The 18,985-nt window shown below is 66.2% G+C and carries 20 protein-coding genes; 7 read left to right on the top strand and 13 right to left on the bottom strand.

Features of this window, described 5'->3' with window-relative positions; translation table 11 throughout:
- Positions 1-99: 99 nt before the first annotated feature.
- The 7 genes from tkt (at position 100) to HNP73_RS17025 (ending at position 8,454) form a co-directional block, all read left to right on the top strand.
- Complete coding sequence (tkt, locus tag HNP73_RS17055; RefSeq protein WP_184152387.1) at positions 100-2,115, top strand: transketolase; 2,016 nt, start codon at positions 100-102, stop codon at positions 2,113-2,115.
- 13 nt (positions 2,116-2,128) lie between these two features.
- Entirely contained in the window at positions 2,129-3,322 is a 1,194-nt protein-coding gene (locus HNP73_RS17050) for a phosphoglycerate kinase (protein WP_184152384.1), read from the top strand.
- Between the two features lie 24 nt (positions 3,323-3,346).
- Positions 3,347-4,276, top strand: a complete 930-nt coding sequence (locus HNP73_RS17045; protein WP_184152381.1) for a class I fructose-bisphosphate aldolase — start codon at positions 3,347-3,349, stop codon at positions 4,274-4,276.
- A gap of 157 nt (positions 4,277-4,433) precedes the next feature.
- Positions 4,434-4,685 carry an FtsB family cell division protein gene (locus tag HNP73_RS17040; protein WP_343063356.1) on the top strand — a complete coding sequence of 84 codons (252 nt, stop codon included), beginning with the start codon at positions 4,434-4,436 and terminating at the stop codon, positions 4,683-4,685.
- 84 nt (positions 4,686-4,769) lie between these two features.
- A complete protein-coding gene (gene pdhA, locus HNP73_RS17035; RefSeq protein ID WP_184152378.1) occupies positions 4,770-5,789 on the top strand; it encodes a pyruvate dehydrogenase (acetyl-transferring) E1 component subunit alpha in 1,020 nt (339 codons plus the stop codon).
- Between the two features lie 15 nt (positions 5,790-5,804).
- Positions 5,805-7,163, top strand: a complete 1,359-nt coding sequence (locus HNP73_RS17030) for a pyruvate dehydrogenase complex E1 component subunit beta (RefSeq protein ID WP_184152376.1) — start codon at positions 5,805-5,807, stop codon at positions 7,161-7,163.
- A gap of 10 nt (positions 7,164-7,173) precedes the next feature.
- Positions 7,174-8,454: a pyruvate dehydrogenase complex dihydrolipoamide acetyltransferase gene (locus HNP73_RS17025; RefSeq protein WP_184152373.1), complete on the top strand. Its 1,281-nt coding sequence runs from the start codon at positions 7,174-7,176 to the stop codon at positions 8,452-8,454.
- A 16-nt stretch (positions 8,455-8,470) separates the two neighbouring features.
- On the opposite strand, the gene cysE is transcribed toward HNP73_RS17025, so the two are convergent.
- The 13 genes from cysE to HNP73_RS16960 all read right to left on the bottom strand — a co-directional run bounded on the left by cysE (position 8,471) and on the right by HNP73_RS16960 (position 18,926).
- Positions 8,471-9,289: a serine O-acetyltransferase gene (gene cysE, locus HNP73_RS17020; RefSeq protein WP_184152370.1), complete on the bottom strand. Its 819-nt coding sequence runs from the start codon at positions 9,287-9,289 to the stop codon at positions 8,471-8,473.
- Positions 9,290-9,372: 83 nt separating this feature from the next.
- Positions 9,373-10,089 carry a DUF2793 domain-containing protein gene (locus HNP73_RS17015; protein WP_184152367.1) on the bottom strand — a complete coding sequence of 239 codons (717 nt, stop codon included), beginning with the start codon at positions 10,087-10,089 and terminating at the stop codon, positions 9,373-9,375.
- Positions 10,073-13,990, bottom strand: coding sequence for a baseplate multidomain protein megatron (locus tag HNP73_RS17010; RefSeq protein ID WP_184152364.1), 3,918 nt, complete (start codon positions 13,988-13,990; stop codon positions 10,073-10,075). Before HNP73_RS17010 ends, HNP73_RS17015 begins: the two co-directional genes overlap by 17 nt.
- Positions 13,990-14,448, bottom strand: a complete 459-nt coding sequence (locus HNP73_RS17005) for an NlpC/P60 family protein (RefSeq protein WP_184152361.1) — start codon at positions 14,446-14,448, stop codon at positions 13,990-13,992. Before HNP73_RS17005 ends, HNP73_RS17010 begins: the two co-directional genes overlap by 1 nt.
- Positions 14,423-15,313, bottom strand: a complete 891-nt coding sequence (locus HNP73_RS17000; RefSeq protein WP_184152358.1) for a DUF2163 domain-containing protein — start codon at positions 15,311-15,313, stop codon at positions 14,423-14,425. Before HNP73_RS17000 ends, HNP73_RS17005 begins: the two co-directional genes overlap by 26 nt.
- Positions 15,313-15,945 (bottom strand): DUF2460 domain-containing protein, encoded by a 633-nt coding sequence (locus HNP73_RS16995; protein ID WP_184152355.1) that lies wholly within the window; start codon positions 15,943-15,945, stop codon positions 15,313-15,315. Before HNP73_RS16995 ends, HNP73_RS17000 begins: the two co-directional genes overlap by 1 nt.
- A gap of 12 nt (positions 15,946-15,957) precedes the next feature.
- Positions 15,958-16,626 carry a phage tail tape measure protein gene (locus HNP73_RS16990; protein ID WP_184152352.1) on the bottom strand — a complete coding sequence of 223 codons (669 nt, stop codon included), beginning with the start codon at positions 16,624-16,626 and terminating at the stop codon, positions 15,958-15,960.
- An 11-nt stretch (positions 16,627-16,637) separates the two neighbouring features.
- Entirely contained in the window at positions 16,638-16,832 is a 195-nt protein-coding gene (locus tag HNP73_RS16985; RefSeq protein ID WP_184152349.1) for a phage tail assembly chaperone, read from the bottom strand.
- Positions 16,829-17,152: a gene transfer agent family protein gene (locus HNP73_RS16980; protein WP_184152346.1), complete on the bottom strand. Its 324-nt coding sequence runs from the start codon at positions 17,150-17,152 to the stop codon at positions 16,829-16,831. The genes HNP73_RS16985 and HNP73_RS16980 overlap by 4 nt, the downstream gene beginning before the upstream one ends.
- The gene (locus HNP73_RS16975; protein WP_184152343.1) at positions 17,152-17,562 is read right to left on the bottom strand and encodes a phage major tail protein, TP901-1 family; all 411 of its coding nucleotides are present in this window, start codon (positions 17,560-17,562) and stop codon (positions 17,152-17,154) included. Before HNP73_RS16975 ends, HNP73_RS16980 begins: the two co-directional genes overlap by 1 nt.
- Positions 17,563-17,581: 19 nt before the next feature.
- Entirely contained in the window at positions 17,582-18,004 is a 423-nt protein-coding gene (locus HNP73_RS16970) for a DUF3168 domain-containing protein (RefSeq protein ID WP_184152341.1), read from the bottom strand.
- Positions 18,001-18,333, bottom strand: coding sequence for a phage head completion protein (locus tag HNP73_RS16965; RefSeq protein ID WP_184152338.1), 333 nt, complete (start codon positions 18,331-18,333; stop codon positions 18,001-18,003). The genes HNP73_RS16970 and HNP73_RS16965 overlap by 4 nt, the downstream gene beginning before the upstream one ends.
- On the bottom strand, positions 18,330-18,926 hold the full coding sequence (locus HNP73_RS16960) for a head-tail connector protein (protein WP_184152335.1): 597 nt from the start codon (positions 18,924-18,926) through the stop codon (positions 18,330-18,332). The genes HNP73_RS16965 and HNP73_RS16960 overlap by 4 nt, the downstream gene beginning before the upstream one ends.
- Positions 18,927-18,985 lie beyond the last annotated feature (59 nt).

Below are 18,985 nucleotides of genomic sequence, written 5' to 3'. Positions count from 1 at the left end.
GGCAACCGGCGCGTTCCCCTTGACCCCCTTCCCGTGGCTGATATCAGTGCCCGCGGTGCCTGACGGTCAGGTCCCCCGCGCGCAAAAAAGGACGTCCCGGTGAACATTCCCGAGCTCCGCGAACGCCATCCCGAGCACTGGAAGAAGGCCGCCGCGATCCGAATGCTGGCCATCGATGCGGTCGAGGAGGCCAATTCCGGACATCCGGGCATGCCCATGGGCATGGCCGACGTCGCGACGGTGCTCTTCGAGAAGCACCTGAGGTTCGACCCAACCGACCCGAAATGGCCGGACCGCGATCGCTTCGTGCTGTCAGCCGGCCACGGCTCGATGCTGCTCTATGCACTGCTCTACCTGACCGGCTACTCCGACATGACGATCGACGACATCCGTCGCTTCCGCCAGCTCGGTTCGCCGGCAGAGGGGCATCCGGAGTACGGACACGCGTCGGGGATCGAGACGACGACCGGCCCGCTCGGCCAGGGGATCGCCACCTCGGTCGGTATGGCGATAGCCGAGGAGAGCATGGCGGCCCGCTTCGGGCGCAAGGTGGTCGATCACCATACCTACGTGATCGCCGGTGATGGCTGCCTGATGGAGGGTGTCAGCCAGGAGGCGCTCTCATTCGCCGGCCGGCAGGATCTCTCACGGCTCATCGTCCTCTGGGACGACAACGGCATCTCGATCGACGGCAAGGTGAGCCTGTCCGACAAGACCGACCAGAAGGCGCGCTTCGCCGCCTCCGGCTGGTCTGTGCACGAGTGCGACGGACATGACCCGGACGACATCGACCGGGCGATCTGCGAGGCGAAGGCGACGGGGCAGCCGGCCCTGATTGATTGCCACACCCATATCGGGTTTGGGGCGCCGACAAAGCAGGACACCAAGGGTGCCCACGGCTCGCCGCTCGGCGCGGCCGAGATCGCGAAGGTCCGCGAGATCTATGGCTGGCCCTATCCGCCGTTCGAGATCCCGAGCGACGTGCTCTCGGCATGGCGCGAGATCGGGGCCCGCGGCAAGGTGACGCGGGCTGAGTGGACCGCCCGCTTCGAGAAGCTCGGACCGGGCAAGCGCGCGGAATTCGAGCGGGTGATGGCGGGAACACTGCCGAAGAAGCTCGCGCCGGCGCTCGCCGCGTTCCGCAAGGAGATTTCCGAAGGCGCGCCAAAGGTCGCCACGCGGAAATCGTCGGAAATGGTGCTCGAGGTCATCAACGCCCATGTGCCTGAGACGATCGGCGGGTCCGCGGACCTGACCGGCTCGAACAACACGTTGACCAAGGATCTCGGGACGTTCGACGTGGATTCTCGCGGCGGGCGGTATGTCCACTACGGCATCCGCGAGCATGGCATGGCGGCCGCGATGAACGGCATCGCGCTGCATGGCGGCTGCATTCCCTACGGCGGCACGTTTCTCGTGTTCTCGGACTATGCCCGCGGCGCGATGCGGCTTTCGGCGATCATGGGGACGCGCGTTGTCTACGTGTTCACCCATGACTCCATCGGACTTGGCGAGGACGGGCCGACCCACCAGCCGGTGGAGCATCTCGCGATGCTTCGCGCGACGCCCGGCACCTACGTCTTCCGTCCGGCGGATACCGTGGAGACGGCGGAGTCCTGGGAGCTCGCACTCAACACCGGCGCGCCGTCGGTGCTGGCGCTGACCCGGCAGAACCTGCCGACCGTGCGGACACGGCATACCCGGCAGAACCTGACCGCGCGCGGCGCCTATGTGCTGGAAGAGGCGGTGGGACGGCGCAAGGCGATCCTGATCGCCACGGGCTCCGAGGTGGAGATCGCCCTCAACGCGCGGACGCTGCTCGAGCGCAAGGGGATCGGGACGCGCGTGGTTTCGATGCCCTGCTGGGAGCTCTTCGCGGAGCAGGACGAGAAGTATCGCAAGAGCGTGCTGCCGGCCGGACCGGTGCGCGTCGGCGTCGAGGCGGCGCTGCGGTTCGGTTGGGACCGCTGGCTCTTTGGTGAGCGCGGATCGGAGAAGAAGGCGGACTTTGTCGGCATGACCGGCTTTGGCGCCTCGGCTCCCATCGAGCAGCTCTATCCGCACTTTGGCATCACCGCGGAGGCGGTGGCTGCCAAGGTCGAGGCACTGATCTGAAGGGACGACGACGATGGGTTGGAAGACGCTCGACGACATGGACCTGACCGGCAAGGTGGTCCTGACACGCGTAGACATCAACGTACCCGTCGAGAACGGCAGGGTGACGGACGCAACGCGGATCGAACGGATTGTCCCCACCGTCAAGGACATCCTGGCGAAGGGCGGCAAGCCGGTGCTGCTTGCGCACTTCGACCGCCCGAAGGGCAAGGTGGTGCCGGAAATGAGCCTTCGGGTGGTCCTGCCCGCGCTTGAGGCCGGGCTCGGCACGAAGGTCGCCTTCGCCGAGGACTGCATCGGGCCGAAGGCGTCCGAGGCAGTCGCAGCACTTGCTCCCGGCGAGGTGCTGCTCCTTGAGAACACCCGCTTCCATGCCGGCGAGGAGAAGAACGACCCGGCTTTCGTCAAGGCGCTGGCGGCGGTTGGTGACATCTACTGCAACGATGCCTTTTCCGCGGCACACCGGGCGCACGCTTCGACCGAGGGTCTGGCACATGAGATGCCGTCCTGTGCCGGGCGGCTGATGCAGGCCGAGCTCGGGGCGCTCGAGAAGGCTCTCGGCAAGCCTGAGCGACCGGTCGTCGCCGTGGTCGGCGGCGCGAAGGTGTCGACGAAGCTCGACCTGCTCGGCAACCTGATCAGCCGTGTCGATACGCTGGTCATCGGCGGCGGCATGGCTAACACGTTTCTCGCGGCGCAGGGCATCGACGTGGGTAAGTCGCTCTGCGAGCACGACCTGACCGACACCGCGAAGGACGTGGCGGAGAAGGCCAGTGCCGCGGGCTGCACGATCCTGCTGCCCGTCGACGTGGTGGTGGCGCGCGAGTTCAAGGCGAATGCGGCGAACGAGATCGTGCCGGCCGACAAGTGCCCGGCTGACGCGATGATCCTCGACGCCGGCCCGGAAGCGACGAAGGCAATCACCGCGGCGTTCGAAGCGGCGAAGACGCTGGTCTGGAACGGCCCGCTCGGCGCCTTCGAAATCCCCCCGTTCAACGCGGCAACCGACGCGGCAGCGACCGAGGCGGCCAGGCTGACGCGGGAAGGCAAGCTCCTGTCGGTGGCAGGGGGCGGCGATACGGTGGCCGCGCTCAACGCCAGCGGCGCCGCCGAGGATTTCACCTACGTCTCCACGGCGGGCGGCGCCTTCCTGGAGTGGCTGGAAGGCAAGACACTGCCGGGCGTCGCGGCGCTCGAGCAGGCTTAACGACTGTAATCACGAGGGAAGCTTATGAAGGCGACGCGTACCGTCCAGAAGATCCTGAGCTACTACGAATCCGACAACCCCGGTGTGAAGGGCAACCTCTGCCGCATGCTGATGCAGGGGCGGCTCGGTGGCACGGGCAAGATGATCATCCTGCCGGTGGACCAGGGATTCGAGCACGGGCCGGCGCGCAGCTTCGCCCCGAACCCGCCGGCCTATGATCCGCACTATCACTATCAGCTGGCGCTCGACGCTGGGCTCAATGCCTATGCGGCACCGCTCGGCATGATCGAGGCGGGCGCGGACACCTTTGCGGGTCAGATCCCGACGATCCTGAAGATGAACTCGTCGAACTCGCTGGTGCCGAAGGTTGCCGGTTTCGACCAGGCCATCACCGCATCGGTCGATGACGCGCTGCGCCTCGGCTGCACGGCGATCGGCTTCACGGTCTATCCCGGCTCGGCGCACGGCCTCGACATGTTCGAGGAGATCTCGTCCCTGCGCGAGGAAGCCGCGGCCAAGGGCCTCCCGACGGTGATCTGGTCCTATCCCCGCGGCGAGGACATCTCGAAGGACGGCGAGACCGCGATCGATGTCGGCGCCTACGCAGCGCAGATTGCCGCACTTCTCGGCGCGCACATCATCAAGATCAAGCTCTCGACCGACCATCTGGAGCAGGGCGAGGCGAAGAAGGTCTACGAGAAGCAGGAGATCGCCATTTCCTCGCTCGCAGATCGCGTCCGCCACTGCATGCAGGCGGCGTTCAACGGCCGCCGCATCGTGGTGTTCTCCGGTGGTGCGGCGAAGGGCGAGAACGCGGTCTACGACGAGGCCCGCGCGATCCGCGACGGCGGCGGCAACGGCTCGATCATCGGCCGGAACACGTTCCAGCGGTCGCGCGAGGATGCGCTGACGCTCCTCAGCACGCTGATCGACATCTACAAGGGACGCGGCTGACGCGTCTTCCCCCGCGCCGCACGCGCGCGGGGGATTCCCAACGGCCGCTGTTTCTGGCAAGCTCGGCAAAACGAGCAGAAAACAGGCGGCACAAGCTTTGGCATATCCTGACTACGAGCCGCGGCGGCGGGGAGTCGCCGGCGGGATTTTTGCGATCGTGGTGATTGCTCTCACGAGCTACCTGACGTTCGCGGCACTCCAGGGCGAGCACGGGCTGTTCAGCCTGTTCCGTGTCCAGTCAGACGAGGGTAATCTCAGGGAGGAGCTCGCCGCCCTCAAGACCGAACGCGCGGCGATCCAGAACAAGACGGTGCGGCTCTCCTCCGAGAGCCTCGACCTCGATCTTCTCGACGAGCAGGCCCGCAAGGTGCTGACGCTCGGGCGGCCGGACGAGATCATGGTGCGGTGACCCGCGTTTTTTCGACTTCCTCTGACGGACGAACCGGGTATACTCTAAGGTAGTTCAACGTTGAACTATCTGGGAGGACCGTGCATGGCGGTGACCCGACGCGCAAGCTCGAGGGCGGCAAAGCCGGCAGCCAGCAAGGAAGAGGATGTGTCCGCGGAGACGCTTCTCGACTTCTACCGTGACATGCTGCTGATCCGACGCTTCGAGGAGAAAGCCGGACAGCTCTACGGCATGGGCCTGATCGGTGGCTTCTGCCATCTCTATATCGGTCAGGAGGCGATCGTCGTCGGCCTTGAATCGGTGGCGGAGCCCGGCGACCAGCGAGTCACGACCTATCGCGACCACGGGCACATGCTGGCCTGCGGCATGGATCCGAAGGGCGTGATGGCCGAGCTCACGGGCCGTGCCGGTGGCTACTCGCGCGGCAAGGGCGGCTCGATGCACATGTTCTCGAAGGAGAAAGCCTTCTACGGTGGCCATGGGATCGTCGGCGCCAACGTTCCGATCGGCGCGGGCCTCGCCTTCGCGAACAAGTATCGCGGCAATGACGCGATCTCCTTCACGTACTTCGGCGATGGCGCCGCGAACCAGGGTCAGGTCTACGAGACCTTCAACATGGCGAGCCTCTGGAAACTGCCCGCGCTCTTCGTGATAGAGAACAACCAGTACGCCATGGGCACGTCCCTGAAACGCGGCTCTTCGACACCGGCGCTTTACACGCGCGGTCAGGCGTTCGGAATTCCCGGTGAGGCGGTCGATGGAATGGACGTGCTGGCGGTGGCGGAAGCCGGTGCGCGGGCCGCAGCACACTGCCGGTCCGGCGAAGGGCCCTACATCCTCGAAATGAACACCTACCGCTATCGCGGACACTCGATGTCTGATCCCGCGAAGTACCGGACCCGGGAGGAAGTCCAGAAGGTCCGTGAAGAGCGCGATCCCATTGACCACCTCCGCGATCAGCTGCTGAAGCGTTCGGTCGCTACGGAAGAACAGCTGAAGGGCATCGACCGGACGATCAAGGGCATCGTCAGTGACGCCGCACAGTTCGCGCAGGACAGTCCCGAGCCCGACCCTGCCGAGCTCTGGACCGATGTCTACGCCTGAGACCGAGGAAGCGACATGCCGAGCGAAATCCTGATGCCAGCGCTGTCTCCGACGATGGAGGAGGGAACGCTGGCCCGTTGGCTCGTGAAGGAAGGTGATCGGGTCGAAGCCGGCCAGGTGATTGCCGAGATCGAGACCGACAAGGCCACGATGGAGTTCGAGGCAGCCGACGACGGCGAAATCAGTCGTCTTCTGGTCCCCGCCGGAACCGAAGGTGTCAAGGTCAACAGCCCGATCGCCACGCTGCTGGCGGAAGGCGAAACGGCCGAGGCCAGCCCCGCCGCAGCTCCGCCGGTCTCCACGCCACAGGTCGCCCGCCCAACGCCCGAGCCTGCGAAAGCCATTCCGACAGCCGCAACTGCACGGACGCCGGATCCGCAAGCGACCGGTCCAATGCGAACCCAGACAGTTCGCGAAGCCCTTCGCGACGCCATGGCCGAGGAGATGCGGCGCGACAGCGATGTCTTCCTGATCGGCGAGGAGGTGGGCGAGTATCAGGGCGCCTACAAGGTCAGTCAGGGACTGCTCGACGAGTTCAGCCCCAAACGGGTGATCGACACGCCGATCACCGAGCATGGCTTCACCGGACTGGCAGTAGGCGCAGCATTCGCCGGCCTCCGGCCGATCGTCGAGTTCATGACCTTCAATTTCGCCCTGCAAGCAATTGACCAGATTATCAACTCCGCCGCCAAGACCCTCTACATGTCCGGCGGACAGATGCACTGCCCGATCGTCTTTCGTGGCCCGAACGGCGCGGCGGCACGTGTCGCCGCGCAACACAGCCATGATTTCGCTGCGCTCTACGCGCAGGTTCCGGGTCTGAAAGTCGTGCAGCCCTATACGGCGGCTGACGCCAAGGGACTGCTCAAGTCCGCGATCCGCGATCCGAACCCGGTGATCTTCCTCGAGAACGAGATCCTCTACGGTCGCAGCTTCGAGGTGCCGGAGGGCGACGACGTGACCGTCCCGATCGGCGTCGCACGTGTCGCGCGTGCGGGCAACGATGTGACGATCATCAGCTTCGGAATGGGCATGACGATCGCCCTCGAGGCAGCCGACGCCTTGCAAAAGGACGGCCTCTCCGCGGAAGTGATCGATCTGCGAACCCTTCGTCCCATCGACTACGATACGGTCCTCGCGTCAGTGAAGAAGACCAACCGCGCCGTAACGGTTGAGGGAGGATTCTCGGTCGGCTCGATCGGGAACCACCTGAGTGCGATACTGATGGAGAGGGCGTTCGACGATCTCGACGCACCGGTCATAAACTGCACAGGCAAGGACGTACCCATGCCTTACGCGGCCAACCTCGAGAAGCTCGCACTCGTCAGTACGGCCGAAGTCGTGCAGGCCTGCCGCGCCGTCGCCTACAGGTAGGGATTGATCAATGCCCACCAACATCCTGATGCCGGCGCTATCCCCCACGATGGAGGAAGGAACCCTTGCCCGTTGGCACGTCGCGGCGGGCGACAGGATCGAACCGGGCGATGTCATCGCAGAAATCGAGACCGACAAGGCCACGATGGAACTCGAGGCCGCCGAGGAGGGAACGATCGGTCAACTTCTGGTGCCTGAAGGGTCAGCCGGCGTCCGCGTCAACGCGCCTATCGCGACGCTGCTACAGGAAGGCGAGAGCGGCCAACCCGAGGATATCGCACCCGCGTCAGGTGCGAAGGCCGGACCAGACGCCGTCGAGGCACCCTCCCCCACCCCTCAACCGGCCCCGGCGCCGGCCCCGGCTCGCACCAATCACTCCGGCGAGGGGCGGGTGCTCGCGTCACCCCTCGCCCGCCGGATCGCTGCGGACAAAGGCATCGATCTGCGCTCCCTCACCGGATCCGGTCCGGGCGGGCGCATCATCAAGACCGACGTGGAAGCGGCCGTTGCCGCGCCTCCCCCTCCGCCCCGCGAAGCACCACCTTCTCCGCAGCCTCCGGCGGTATCGGAGGGGACGATCAAGCTGCAATACGCCGATCGCCCCCTGGAAGAGGTTCCGCTCGACGCAATGCGCCGGACGATTGCCGCACGCCTCAGCGAGTCCAAAGGCACCATCCCCCACTTCTACTTGCGCAGGGAAGTCCGCCTCGACGACCTGCTTGCGCTACGTGAACAGCTGAACGGCGAACTGGCCGAGCGGAATGTGAAGCTCTCGGTCAATGACTTCGTCATCAAGGCCGCCGCGCGGGCCCTGCAGGAAGTGCCCGACTGCAACATGATCTGGGCCGACGACCGGATGCTGCGTTTCCAGCGGTCCGACATTGCCGTCGCCGTGGCGATCGAAGGAGGATTGCTGACCCCGGTCCTGCGCGACGCCGACGTCAAATCTCTCTCGGCGTTGTCGCTGGAAATGCGGGATCTGGCCACCAGAGCCCGGGGGCGCAAGCTCCTGCCAGCTGACTATACTGGCGGAGTACTCTCGGTGTCCAATCTGGGGATGATGGGGATCGAAAACTTCGATGCGATCATCAACCCGCCGCAATCGGCAATCCTCGCGGTCGGTGCCGCGCTGCGAAAGCCCATCGTGGCCGCCGATGGGGAAATCCGAGCGGCGACCGTGATGTCACTCACCCTCTCGGTCGACCACCGGGTGATTGATGGCGCCCTGGGTGCTCGCCTGCTCGCCGCGCTGGTCCGGAACTTGGAGTCGCCGCTCCTGATGCTCGTCTGAAGCGACGCCCCGGGTCTCAGCGCTCCGACGCGACCGCCTCGTTGAGAAGCTGATCCATCGACTTCGATGGCTCGGCACAGCCCGCTTCGCCCACGATCCGCGCGGGCACCCCGGCCACCGTCTTGCAGGGCGGCACGTCCTGCAAGACCACCGATCCAGCGGCGACCCGGCTGCAGCCGCCCACACGGATGTTTCCCAGAACCGCTGCGCCGGCGCCGATGAGCACGCCATCACCGATCTTCGGATGCCGGTCGCCGTCCTCCTTGCCAGTGCCACCCAGCGTCACCGAGTGGAGCATCGACACGTTGTTCCCAACGACCGCCGTCTCACCAATGACGATCGAGTGCGCATGGTCGATCATGATGCCGTTGCCCACGCGCGCACCGGGATGAATGTCGACGCCGAACGTCTCAGACGTGCGCATCTGGATGAAGTACGCCATGTCGCGCCGCCGGTGTTCCCAGAGCCAATGGCCAATGCGGTAGCATTGCAGCGCCTGGAACCCCTTGAAGAACAGCAGGGGCTGAAGATAGCGGTGGCACGCCGGGTCGCGCTCGAACACCGCCAGGATATCCGCCCGTGCCGAGAGACCGACCCCCGAGTCCGCCTCATAGGCTTCATCCATGATCTCCCGCAGGATCAACTCACTCATTTCCTGCGATGCAAGCTTCTGAGCGAGGCGAAAGCTGAGCGCGCTTTCCAGACTGCCGTGGTGCAGAATGCCGGCATGAACGAGACTCGCCATCAGAGGTTCGTCCCGCGCGACCTGCTCGGCCTCATGGCGTATCGTCGTCCAGACTGGGTCCACGCTGGCGACGTTGGGCTGCGTCCGCATAGGTGCCTCCTACCCCCGGTCCCGGGTGAGGTGAACTGATGCACTGCAAAAATCAAGGGGAAGCGGTTTCACAAACCGCACGTTCAGACGGCACGGGGCGGCGAAATCTCCAGGAGATGCAGCGCGAGCCGTACCGTCCCGGAAACGAACGCTCCCCCTTCCGCCGACAAGAGAACGGGCGTTGCCGCGTAGTATGTGACCGGCGCGCCACTCAACCCGGCAACATAGGAGTTTCGCGTCAGGCCGAGCCCGGATCCATACCGATTGTCCGATCCTGTGACACCCGCGCGCCAACCGGTGATACCCGCCCCGACGACCGCACTTGTCACCCGGCCTGACAGTCCGACCACCTGCGCTCCGGCGGGGATCCGCACGGTGGTCAGGTTGGTCGCACCCGCTGCGATCTCATGATCGAACTCAAGGACACGAGCCGAGAGCCGGGCGCCGCCCGCAGATACCGCCAGAGCGTTCGGCACCCAGACGCTCCCGTCGAACATCTGCCAGCCCGCCAACCTCTCGTCCCACGCCCGCCAACCCGGTCGAGGCGTCAGATAGCTCCACCCCCCGTTGCTCCAGGCAGCGATCATCCCCGCCTTTCCCGCCCATGCTCCCCCAGCGCCGGCCGGCACGAGGAAGGCGTCCCCGTCTCCCGCCGATGGCGGTGGTGTCGTCGTCAGCGAGTCCTTCACGCGCAGCTGAGTGACGGTGTCGAGAATCGCAAGCGCCTGATTGACCGTGACATGCTTCTGCGCCTGAGCCGGCATGACAAGGGGAAGCGAAAGCTCAGAGGTTCTGGGCATTCAACTGCATCCTTTGGAAAGGTCCCGGACCGAAGCGGGACGAAATCTGCGCGACTTCAAACGCTGACACTACATCCGCGTCACTGATCTGGCTGGCCCGGGAATAGATGAACCGGGTGACGTCGATAACGTCCTCGCGCACCACCGCCTCATCCTGCAGGAGCCGCACGAGATACTGCTCGCGTTCCTCCCCGAGCGGAACGTCGAGCGCCTGCCAGCTGTCGCCATCAATCCGGGTGCGTCGCGTCCACCCCAATCGAAGCCCGCCATCCGCAAGCCGCTCCGCGCTCAGGTGCGTGGGGGCATATGGCCGCAAGCCAACCCCCTCGAACGCTTCGGTCAGGTGAACGTAGCTCGGATCATCATAGGCCCGCCTCGCCGGGCCGATGCGATAGTGGCGCTCCACACCGCGCACCGATGCCGGGACCATGAGCTGCTCGACGGCCCCGTCGAGCGCCACGAAGTCGGTTCCCACTGGCCAGGAGTCCGGTATGAGCCAGTCGGTTCCGGCCTGTCCCCGCAGTAGTCCTCCGAGCTGGTAGACCTGCGGCCCGATCAGCGTCGCGGTCCGGAACTGGATGACCTCCCAATTCCCGGAGCCGCCGTTCCGCAGGGCGGCCGCGTTCTCGCCCCCGAGCACGTCCGCCTCCTCCCGGCTCTGCAGGCTACCCGCCAGTAGTCTGACCCTCACCTCCTGCGGCATCCATAGTCCGGGACGCGCGACTGGAAGCCGGTCCAGCAACGTGCCGATGGTGGCCGGCCGCCGCACCTGCCGATCAAGCACGTATCCCGCATCGCTCTTTGCCGAATAGACGGCGGCCGGCCCGGCCCAGGGCGATCGGGATACCGCCAGATGTGGGGACGCCGGATCCTCGTCTCCCCGCAATATCGGCAGATCGAGAAAGGTCGCGGTGACAGGCAACGGCGCCGCGATGTGCCGCGAGGAACTGACCGAGCTCACCACGGGCGCCGGCACATAGACCTGCCGCTCGATCCTCGTCGCGCTCACCATGCGGGCGCCGGCATCCTCGATCCGGTCGATCCGAAATCGAAGCTCTGCGTCTGCGCTGCGGAATGCCAACACGTCGCCCAGGGTCAGTTCCATGGCCGACGGCGGCAAGGCGCAGGACAATCCGTCCCGCGCGACCCGACCTTCGCTCAGGAGCCGCGCTGCAAGCGCTCTCCCTTCCTCCTCGCGCATGACCAGCGGCACGGAGGTCTGCTCAGCCCGCGGCTCGCTTGCCTCTGGCGCCAACGCCGAAGCCGCCCCGACCTGATAGTCATTGTCAGCTCGCACGAAACCGAGCGTGACGCGGTCGGCAGTCTCGAGCGCTGGCGCCCGGCTCAGCGAAATCACCGGCTGGGCCCCGTTCACGACGCAACCAGCAGCCGAGACCTCCCGCACAGCCTCGCCGCCACGACTCACAAAACGCATCGTCTCGCCCACGGCAAAGCTGTCCAGACCATGTGCCACGATGAGCGGCTGCAAGCTCTGCCGGCCGCTCTCCACCGCACCGATCTGGTAGCCCGTCACCAGACCATGCAGCCGGGCGACGTCTGGCGCCTCGATACCGGCTCGAAGGCAAATCTCGGAAACGACTTCGCCAAGACTCGACGAACTGATGCGGCCGTTCAGCCAGTGCCCGCGCGTGTAGTTGTCGCCATCAACCCAGGTCTCGAGACGATCAGGAAAGTCCGGCCAGGGACGCGCGTCCCACGCCCAGACATGCGCGTGCGCCATGTCCACCATCCGCCCCGGGTAGACGTCCGATACGGGATTCTTCGCGGCGTCGGCCCAATGCCGGAACGTTGCCTGCAAATACGCGCGCTGAATGAGATCATCGCGTGCACCGGATGAGTGATATGGAAAGAAGCTCTCCGAAGATTTCGGGTCGTGAAAGACGTTGGGCTGGTTCGTTCCCTTGTCGACCGCCGGACATCCAAGCTCGGTGAACCAGATCGGCTTCGACTTCGGCCGCCATGTCGTCGGGACCGCGGCGCGCACGCCCCCGACCCGGTTGCGATGCGGGTTCGACCACCAGCCAATCAGGTCCTTGTAGCGAAAGACCCAATGCTCCCCATGAGCACCGTCGATGATTGGCAACCGCTCCTGACGCTCCCGCGCATCCGCGCTGGCGTAGTACCAGTCAAACCCCTCGCCGCCCGCCACATTTGCGCCGAGGTACTCAAGATCATAAATCGACCCCGCTGAAGCATCCACATGGCCTTCGCCATCCCGCCAATCGGAAAGCGGCATGTAGTTGTCGATTCCGATGAAATCCACGTCATCGGAAGACCACAACGGATCGAGGTGGAAGAGCACGTCACCAGACCCATCCGCGGGCTGATGCCCGAAATACTCGGACCAGTCCGCGGCATAGCCAAGCTTTACCTGCTCCCCGAGAATGGATCGCACATCCGCCGCCAGCGTACATAGCGCCTCCACTGCCGGATAGGCGTCCGCCGAACTCCGAATCTGCGTGAGGCCGCGCATCTCGCTGCCGATGCAGAATGCGTCCACGCCGCCCGCCACCGCGCAGAGATGGGCATAGTGCAGGATGAAGCGGCGATAGGTCCACTCGTCCGGGCCAGCATAGAGCACCGTATCGTCCTGCCGGACGAAATCCTCCACCGTTGCCGTCCCGAAGAACGCCGCCACCTCGGCAGCCGCCTCGGGCGTCTTGTCGGAACTCCCCGAGGTACCCGGCGCGCGATCCAGCGTGATCCGCCCCCGCCACGGCACGGCGGGCTGGCCGGCTGCACCGGACCACGGATCGCCGAGCACGTTGCCCGCATGAACGTCCATCAGGATGAACGGGTAGAACACGACCCTCAGGCCCTGCTCGCGCAGATGCGCAATCGCCTGAAGCACCGAACGGTCTGCCGGCGTTCCGCCGAACGCCGGTCGACCATCAACAACGCTCACCGTCCGCGCCTCGTCGCGCGGCAGCCCACCGACCACCCACGGCATCGGGTCGCCGTCGCTCCCGCCCTGCTCCACGGCCGGAGCGAGCCGACACCGGCCACATCGAAGATCGTCCCCGAACCACGTCACCACCAGGGACACCGATTGAACCGCGGGCAGCTCGGATATCAGATGCGATGTCGACGCGAGCAGATCAGGGACGCCCCGGTCATTGTGAACATTGGCAACCGCGCTGTCGGCCTGTCCTCGCCGGAGATAGACAGGTTCCGTCGCGAGTGAGTACTCGCCGGTTCCCGGAACCAGCGCCACGCCCCGGATGTCGAACGCCGGAGAGCGAGCCACCCCCTCGAGCCCCTCCGGTGGCAGGCGAAAGACCTCGAAGTTGAACTGAGGGATCCGGTTGCCGTAAGGCGTGAGATCGAGGTCCTCGATCACCACGTATGCCGTCCCGCGGTACGCCGGCGCGCGTCCCACCCCCTCGACCGCCTCGATGAGCGGATCGGGTTGCTGGTCATCCGTGCCCGGGTGAAGCCGGAGCGTCATGTCCGACTGATCGACCGGCTGCCCGTCCGCCCAGATGCGCCCGATCCGCGACAGCACACCCTCCGAGAGGGCGATGCCGAGGCTGATCGAATAGCTGTACTCCCGGACACTCGCACCACCGCCTTTGCCGCCAACACTTTCGGTGCTGACGTGCTCGAGAAAGCGGCTGGACCAGATCACCTGCCCAGCAATCCGGTTACGACCAAAGACCCTCGGCAGAGCGGTGCCTTCGCTCGACCCCATCACTCGAAACTGATCGACGCGGCCGGCCTCGACTGGTGCCGATCCACCGCCGAGTATCCGCTGGTCGATGGCCGAGCCCACCATTGCGCCCGCCGCCTTGCCGATAGCGAGCGCCCCAAGCCCGGCCACGGAACCGCCCACTGCGCTACCAAGCGCGGAACCCGCCGCCGCGAGAACAAGCGTTGCCATCAGACACTCCCGCCAGGAAACCGGAAGACACCGGCGATACGCCGCACCCAGGCCGGCGTCAGGGAAGACTCGACGACACCACGCCCCGAGTAGGCGTGGACCAGCGTGAGCAGCCCGGCAGGCGTCTCCGCCAGAATCCCGACATGCTTCGCCACTCCGGTCTCGCGCATGCGCAGCACGAGGACATCCCCGGGTCGCATCTCGCCCCGTCCGATCTCGTCGAAATTGCGCCTCGCCGCAGCCAGCAGGTCCTCGCTTTGAGCCGGCTCGGACCAGTCGGCGGTGTAGCTCGGAACCCCTTCCGGCTCCGGTCCCACGGTTTCCCGCCAGACACCCCGCAGCAGCCCGAGGCAGTCGGTACCCGCTCCGCTGCAACTCGCCTGATGCCGATACGGTGTCCCGAGCCACTCCCGCGCCCGTCCGACGATCGCCTCACCCCTGCTGACTTGATCCGTCATGAACAGCTCCATCGGTCGGATACGCCGTCACCCAATCTTCGCCAGGGAGATGGGGGAACCCGCGGAAGTTGATGAGATTCTGAAACTTCACCTGACAGGCGCCGGCTGACTTGTCGCATCCGGCGACGATCTGGAAACGATCACCTGTCGCAATCGGGCGACCGGCCGCCTGCCACGGCCACAGCTCTCGTCCGGCGGCCAGCGATCTGTCGAGCTTGATCGCCTGCCGCTGACCAGCGTTCTCCCCGGTCATCCAGATCAGAGCGCCATGGGTGAACCAGCCAGCGGAGAACCCCTCGAGCCCGGACGCCAGCACGGCCCCCCAGATCCCGCCGCCAATCACCTGGCCTTCCCCGGCAATCTCCGGAGCCGTCACATCGACGCCGCACTTCGCGTCCCCAAGCATCCGGTCACAGGTCCGCAGGATTGAACGACCGACCGGCGCATTCAGCGGCTCAGCCAAACCGCGCAGCTCAACTTCGAAGGCGTGATCCTGCCGCTTGATCTCACCAAAGGTGCCAGCGAACAGCAGCACCCTGAGATCCGGCTGCTCCCAGTCCACGAGCCAGTGCCGGATCCGCGCCCCGTCGTATCGCCCGGCAAGAACGTCCGCCTCGCTGATGGCCGCATCGCTCAGCGCGCCCGTCGCCTGCGCATTGTCGACGCTCAGGCCCGTGGAAGTCTGTAGCGCGCTCGCGTTCATGCCCGTGCCGGCTCGAAACACCAGCCCATCGAATGTCACGTCGAGGTCATGGTCGGTAAAGCCCAGCACGGTGCCGTCCGCCCGGTCCACCCGCCAGCAACGGCAGTGTCGCGTGGCCCCTCCATCGAGCCGCGCCTGCAACTGAGCATCGATTTCGCGCATCAGATTCGCACCTCGACCACGGGGATCGAGGGCACTTCCCCCGCAGCGAACCCGGCAAGACTGGTCGCGATCCGATCGGCATCGAAACGCACCGGCACATCAAATTCGAACCCCGCGGTCACAATGCTCCCCTCAGCCGGCGCCACGGCAAAACTCACCGCCCCGGCCGTGGCATCGAGCAGAAAGTCTCCCCCCTCATCGAGCTCGACACCTCCCACCGCGACGCGCACGCTGCCGGGGACGGGCTTCGCAATTGGCCGGAAATAGCTTTGCGATCCTGACACGTACGACTTCCGCAGCAGGAACTTCGTCACCAGTCCGTCCCCGACCCCCAAAGGCTCATCGAATGCAGCGATCTGCCCGGAAGGAAGACACGACCTGAAGTCCGTCCAGTCCTTCCAGCGAAACCCGTGAAGCTGCCCATGCCGCGCCTCGAAGAACGCAATCACTTCCGCCAGATCGTCGAGAGAGCGCACACCGAGCCCAGCATCATAGCGCCGACGCGAATGAGCCCAGGGCGAGTTCCGCTCCTCAAATCCGTTGCTCAGCGTAACGATCTCCGTTCGCCGCTCCGGCCCACCGCTCGAGCCGACCGACAAGGCCGCGGGAAATCGGACTTCGTGAAAGTTCATCGCTGCCTCCGCTCAGAGATTGCGGCGACCGCGCTGGATCGCGCGGGTCATCTCCGCCGCGATCTGCGTCTGCGATCGCTGAAAGCCCGAGACGTCGGGCGTCGAAATGTTCATCGTCACATGCACGGCTCCGCCCGACCCGCCGGCACCACGGATCCCGAGCTTGCCATCCGAGCCGCGCGCCAGCGGCATGATCGCCTCGGGCCCCGCCTCGCCCATCAGCCCGACGCCACCGCGCATCGGGAAATGCGTCGGTCCGTCCACCACGCCCCCACGCGCGAACGCGGCTATCCGCCCGCCCGAGAATGCCCCGCCGTTCGCGAACGGAAGGAACCCGCTCAGGAGCGACGAAAGCCCACCGCCAACCGCCGAGTTCACCGCGCCCTGAACCGGCTGCAGCGCCGAGTTCAGCACGGATGACGATAGACTCCGCCCGACGCTCGCCAGGGCGTCCGACAGCTTCTCACCGTCAAAGATCACGCCCTCGAACGCCTTGCGGATTGAGGTTGTGACCGACGTAGACATGCCGATCGCCTCGCGCCCGGCCGCCTTCATGCTCCCCTGCACCCCGTCGAGTTCGCGCTGAAAGGCACCTGCCACACCTTCGAGTCCCGAGAGGGTGCTCTGCAGCCCGAGAAACCGCCCCTCGGCCTGCGAGAGGTCATCGTCGAATTCTGCCATCTCCGCTCCCGCTATCCCGCCTGCCCGTCATCGGGGAACCGGGCCGCCAGCTCGGCAAACCCGGTTCGGTCCATCGCCGGTGACGCCTCGCTCTCACCCGCCATGACCATGATTTCCGCCGGGGTGAGCCCCCAGAACACTTCCGGCGCGAGCCCGAGCCGCAACAGGCCAAGCCGCATCAGTCCCGCCCAGGCAATCCGCTTCATCCCGACTCTCCCGGCAGCACGAACGTGAGCTTCAGAAGCCGTGCCGCGGCCCGCGCTGCCTCGAGCGGCCCGCCGGCGATCTCGGCCTCCGAGAGCGCCTCCTCCGACACCCTCCACCCGCCGCCTCCAAGCCCGGCGCGCAGAATCGCGATCAGATCTCCGACCCGGAACGTCCCGGTTTCGAACCGCTCCACCACCTCGATCAGCGATTGCGCCCCGAGACGCGCCTCAAGCTCCGCGAGCGCCGCCAGGCTCAGGCGCATCACCCGCGCTTCGCCGTCGACGACAAGCTCGACTTCACCTCGCCACGGATTGGCCATCAGATCGCCGCGAAACTCAGCGCTCCCGCCGACGACAAGGCGATCTCGTAGACAGCCTCCCCATCGTGCTGGCCGGAGTATTCGATCGACGTGATCTGGAACGGACCCTCGATAACACCGAAGTCGGGCACGATCACCCGAGCCCGCGGCGTCTCCCCCGCGAAGAACAGCGCCCGCGTCCGCTCATCAGTCGCCTCGTCGCGAAACACGCCCGACCCGCTGATCGCGGCGCTTCGCACGCCCGCGCCAGCCAGCAGCTCGCGCCACCGGCCCTCGCTGCCGAGGTTCGTCACGTCCACGGTCTCCGCGTTGAACGTGAGCCGCGTTGCCCGAAGCCCGGCGACGGTCTCGAACCTCCCGCTCCCCATGTCGAGCTTCAGGAGCAGATCCTTGCCTCTCTGGGCTGCCATCGTCTTATCCTTTCCGAAATCAGTCGGCTGCATCCAGGACGGCGCGGAACCGCATGGAAATCTTGCGTTTCTCTGGCGCCGGCCCGCGCTCGGCGCCGGCGCGCAGGAACCGCAGCGCCACGAGCCGCCCGGCCTCGACCGGCAGGGGCGCATCAACGAGGCACGCACAGATCGCGGCAGCGATCCGCTTTGCCGTCTCGAACCCGTCACGCGCCGAATGCACCGTCACCGTGAAATCGTGGATCGCACCGACGCTCGTCTTGGTGTCGTTCGCGCGAACAGTCTCGTCGCCAAGTATCACGTAGTCTCGCGCGGCCCCATCAGGCCCCGGCTTCAGCATCCCGTCATGAATTGCCGTCCCGACGAGCCCCGCGAGCGTCGCATCGCTCGCAAGCCGTTCGTAGATGCGGGCCTGCAATCCGGCTCCGAAAAGATAGCTCATTGCGCCGGCCCCTCCTCCGCGAGGATCTCGAGAAAGCGGTGGTCCCGGTCGGCCACGCTCAGAATGTCGAATACCCGCGCGCCATCGCGGAACCGTTGATCCGGCCGCGGCCGGGAGGCCCCGCCATACGGCACCGACCGCACGATGATGCGATAGGTCACCCTGGCCCGCGGCTGAGCGCCGACGAACGCCTCACGCGCGAACCTCGGCCTCACTTCGGCCCAGACCGCGCCGAGTGCCCGCCAATCAACGATGTTGCCCCCCGCTCCGTCGGGTATCGCCACCCGCTCCTCAAGCGTCAGCCGTCGTGACAGCTCCGCGCCACTCACGACATGCCCCCGATCCGGGTGGCCCGATATGCCTCGATCAGCGCGAGAACCCCGAACGGTATCCACCCTGCCGGCGTTCCCGCTTCGGCCCGTATCTCGTAGTAGTGCGCTGCCAGCAGGAACACCGCCTGTTGCAAGTCCCCCGGCACCTCGTCCCAGACCGCGCCAAACCCCGCGACAAGGCGCACCGTCGCCGACCCGCCCCGCGGGATGCGCGGCAGGTTTCGGCCAAAGCGTCCGACCAGCCGCGGACGCTGCGCATCGCGCAGCAACGACCAGGCCAGCGCATCGACCGCCGTCTCATTTCCCTCGGCGTCCGCGAGCATCACGCTCTCGATCAGCCGCACCGGCGCCACCGGTAGCGCCTGACTGGTGTCCTCGCGCCAGCGCTCCACCGTCCAGACGAAGCTCCGGGCGAGAAGCACCCGCCCCAGCCGCGCCTCGATCGCCGCCATGGCCGCGCGAAGGTAGAGTTCGAGCACCACGTCCTGCGAGCCGTCGTCGGCAAAGCCGGTCCCGAGCCGCAAATGCCCGGCAAACGCGCGCACTGGCAGCGCCGTCGCCGGAACGGCGGCGACTTCAGTCAAGATCATTGCTCACTCCTGCTGACCGCCTCTCGGCGGCACGGGGTCGGACGCGCGGCTGCCCCGGC

Source organism: Amaricoccus macauensis, from assembly GCF_014201905.1.
Taxonomy (GTDB): domain Bacteria; phylum Pseudomonadota; class Alphaproteobacteria; order Rhodobacterales; family Rhodobacteraceae; genus Amaricoccus; species Amaricoccus macauensis.
Note: the sequence above shows the minus strand (reverse complement) of the source record. Positions and strands in the feature narration are given on the sequence as shown.